3 protein-coding genes are annotated in these 3,318 nt (G+C 56.8%); all 3 read right to left on the bottom strand.

The genetic code is table 11. The annotated features are described in order from the left end of the window. Positions 1–37: 37 nt before the first annotated feature. Positions 38–676 carry an FMN-binding negative transcriptional regulator gene (locus KGZ89_07955; GenBank protein ID MBS3974780.1) on the bottom strand — a complete coding sequence of 213 codons (639 nt, stop codon included), beginning with the start codon at positions 674–676 and terminating at the stop codon, positions 38–40. A gap of 307 nt (positions 677–983) precedes the next feature. Then, positions 984–1,517 carry a peptidase gene (locus KGZ89_07960; protein MBS3974781.1) on the bottom strand — a complete coding sequence of 178 codons (534 nt, stop codon included), beginning with the start codon at positions 1,515–1,517 and terminating at the stop codon, positions 984–986. Positions 1,518–1,546: 29 nt separating this feature from the next. Continuing rightward, positions 1,547–3,061, bottom strand: coding sequence for a TIR domain-containing protein (locus tag KGZ89_07965; protein ID MBS3974782.1), 1,515 nt, complete (start codon positions 3,059–3,061; stop codon positions 1,547–1,549). Positions 3,062–3,318 lie beyond the last annotated feature (257 nt).

Genomic DNA, 3,318 nt, shown 5'->3' on the forward strand with positions numbered 1-3,318 from the left:
GGTGGTTGGCCTCGGCCGGGAGCGGATCTCAAGCATGCTAACTCTTGCTGCCCACCGTGCCCAACATTGCTCCCGAGATCGCCAGCTCGCCGCGCTTGCGGAGTTCGTGCGCCGCGTTGACGCGGTCTCGCTCCTCCCTGTTTTGGCTTAGCTTCCACTTGCCGACAATTTTTGCTATTTCGATTTCGATGCCGACGATATTCGATAGCATCTGATCGATGTACTCGGGTGATGAATCCGTCATCTTCCAGGGCTTGGGCGATCCGGCCTGCCCTTCGTGCATGCGAGTAAGCCGAGCGACGACGCCGCGTACAAATTTCTCGTTGTCTCGGATGAAGAGACGTCCGTGGACATGCACAACGCAATAGTTCCAAGTTGGAACTTGGCGATGAAGCTCATGCTTGCTGGGATACCAGCTCGGTGAGATGTACGCGTCATCGGCGCGAAAAATGACGAGTGCCTCGTCTCCGTCCTTGACCTCTTTCCACAAAGGATTGGCTCTGGCCACATGAGCCAGAAGCTTCTTGCCACCGCTCGCTGCGTCGATCAGGAAGGGCACATGATTCGCGTCGAGCCCATTGGGGCCGTCAACTACCAGTGCACCGAGCGGATGGGCTGCGATCGTCCGCAGCAACTCTTCATCCCGCGGTTCTGCAAAGTGGTTTGGCAAATACATAGGGGTACCTCAACGGCCTAAGCTTATATCGTACCGTTCGGTATGCATGCAATCTTTTGGCGTATGGTGGCGGCCGCTTGGGGTTGAAAGCGGCCACCGAGATGCGGTCATCATGCCACCGAACGTTTGAAACGAGCGGCATGACCCGGCTTGCCGGGGCATATCCGCTCAATCGAATGGTTTGGCCTACAGGATGTTCTTCGACATGTGGTGACAACTGAGGTTGACATGTGATCTCCAATGACTCTAACGCCGAGGTCAGCCGACCGGGCGAGCGGAGTTCGCACGGGTCGGCTGCACCGCTAAGTTAACCACCACGACGCAGCTCATACAGGAGCGACGTTTCTGTCGCCTGCAGTAGTACAACACGGATGCCAGCCACGGTGAACTCACGTGTGCCCTGTGCAACTGCGAACTGCGTGGTGTTCGGCGGTAAGCGGTCGGTACTGCCACGCGGCGGGTCAAACGTTGTGACGTTGCCCGTAACCGTGTTCCCAAACTGCGTGGCGTTGAAGGTGGTTTGGCGCACACCGTACCGGCTCATTGTGGTCTCAGTGGACGCCGTCTCGATCTCCGTCACGCGGAAAACGAGGCGTCCGTCAGGAGCGAGTCCTTGGAACCGCAACTCGGTAAAGCCGCGATCTACCTTTCCGCCAAACACGTCAGCTTTTCCGAAAGCGTTTGGTAGGTCAGACGACCGGGCGATCCGCATGACCTGGCCCCCGACGTGGGTCGACAACTGACGGTCGGTCGGCTGGTGCAAGATTTCGTACGTTTGAATCGTGGAGCATGCCGACGCAGCAAAGGTCAATATAAGGGCGGTAGCCAAAGCTCGAATCATCAGCTGGACTCCTTGGTGGTTAACGTGATTTAGGCTACACCTTCTGCCGCCTCGGCGCGAGCTTCCGCTTGCCGATCTTCGGCGAGCTTGCCGGCAAGCACATCTGCGATTGACTGCGCCTGAGTGGCAAGGTCGGAGCCTACGTCGTAGGCGATGCCACCATACTTGCGTGTCTCATCGAACATCCCAGGCGGCGCATCCGAGAACCAGATTGGGATTACTGACCCTGTCCCGAAACGCTGCTTGAACTGCTCGGATTCGAACTTGGTCCAGATCTTCTTTGGGTAGTCCTTGCTCAGTAGCGGCACCACAAACTTAGACTCACTCCGGTAGATCGGAGCCAGATACTCCTCAACGTCATTGGCCAGTATTCTGTGCTGCTCGTTCTTGTCATAGAAGACGCTGATCTCGCGCGCCTCCAGTGCCTTGGTCAGCGCCTCAGCAACGTCTCGATTCTCTCCGGCGAAAGAAAGAGCGAAATCAAACTTGCTCTTGAAATCGATGCTGAAATAGCCAATCTGACGAGCAAACTTCGACCAAATGATGTGTCGGGTAAAGTAGAGAAACTTTGGATCCTCTGTGGTAAGCAATCCTGTCTGCGGCTCGAAGTGAATGAGTTCGGCGATTGCATGACTCCCCGAGATCAGCGTATTCAGGTGGCCCTTCTCGATCACCTGCGAAACACTGCCCTTTAGTGCAGGATTGGCGGCCATCGCATCTTTGGTATCCAGTGCCCCTTCTGGAGTTTTGGATACCCAGCGCAGTAGGTTCAGATATGGCGCTCTCCCTTCGCGGCGTAGCTTATTGCCAGTGGAGAACTCTCGAGCAATTGGGAAGAACCTTGGGCTTAAGTCACTGAGGACCGCCTCCCGTATGCATGGCAAGCTGACGGTGACCTCCTTTGGATTGGGGGCAGCACACGCCTCGTGAAGCTTGTCCTGAAGGCAAGCCTCGTGACAAAGGACTTGCGCCATTGCGAAGCTGCCTTCCGCCTCCTGCGCGATTTCATCACCGATAGCCAAGCGACAATTGAGCGCGGCTTCGCCGAGCTTGATCATCTGCGCGATTCGCTCAAGGTTGGTTCTGCCAACCTTAATGATCTCTACGCGGTGCAGTACGTCCGGAGCGTACTCGACCAGTGTTTGTCCAGCTTGGTTAATGCCTATGAGGATGATTTTGCTGGACTCGTCTTCTTCGTCCGCAAGAACCTTGACGAAGTCTGTCAACGTTTGCTTCGATGGCGCCGGAAGTCTATGGAAATCGTCGACCACCACCACGCCGATTCCCTTCATCGTGTGAAGGACCTTGATGAGCTCGACGTCTGCTGCCTTGCGGGCGGAAAGAAACAGGCATGAGTTGGAGAGGCCGACATCCTCTAGGGCACGTTTGACGCAGGACGTCTTGCCGATGCCGGATGGGCCTTCGACAATCATGCATCTGCCTGGCGTGCGCAGCGCCACAGTTACCCGGTCGTACTCAAGGGGCGGCACAAAGGTATGCGTCGGCACACCCGACTTCTTGAAGACTTCGTCTAGCCGTGGCATGGATTCTTCTGGGCGGGAGGGATGAGGTGAATTGTGTGGCCTAACGTGATATGGGGAGACAGAACTGCTGCATAACACCGGCGGCCGTCTCCCTGACACCAGCAACCTTATCGGTCGGCAAGCCGCGCCCAGCCTGGGTTCGAGGGCATTGACTGGATGTTGGTGCAGTGCGCAATTTCATGTGAACTGGTGCAGCGTTCACTAGGACCATTTTGGGCTGCACTGGCGGGCGCTGGCAACCCCCGCCCGGAAAGGCC

Source organism: Actinomycetota bacterium (genome assembly GCA_018334075.1).
Taxonomy (GTDB): domain Bacteria; phylum Actinomycetota; class Coriobacteriia; order Anaerosomatales; family UBA912; genus JAGXSC01.